This window comes from Burkholderia sp. SIMBA_051 (assembly GCF_046534915.1).
GTDB lineage: Bacteria > Pseudomonadota > Gammaproteobacteria > Burkholderiales > Burkholderiaceae > Burkholderia > Burkholderia ambifaria.
On sequence record NZ_JAWRXS010000432.1, the window covers coordinates 1 to 262 of the forward strand.

Annotated in this window: 1 pseudogene; it reads left to right on the forward strand. The window is 64.1% G+C overall.

Going from position 1 to position 262, the window contains the following annotated elements:
- Positions 1 to 49 precede the first annotated feature (49 nt).
- Positions 50 to 262: pseudogene (locus SB771_RS35165) on the forward strand (molybdopterin molybdenumtransferase MoeA); the annotation flags it as partial.

The following is a 262-nucleotide window of genomic DNA, read 5'->3' on the forward strand; positions in this document are numbered from 1 at the left end:
GCCCCCTCCCGCTACAATGATTCTTTCCGAATCGTCCTCATCCGCTCCGATGTCCACACCATCACCTGCGCCGCGCGCACCGATGCTCTCGACAGCCGACGCGCTAGCGACCCTACTTGGCGCCGCCGCACAAATCGCCGGTAACGAAACGCTGCCAACCCTGGAAGCAATCAACCGCGTGCTCGCGTCCGACGTCATCTCGCCACTCGACGTCCCGCCGATGAACACCAGTTCGATGGACGGCTACGCAGTGCGCGTCGCG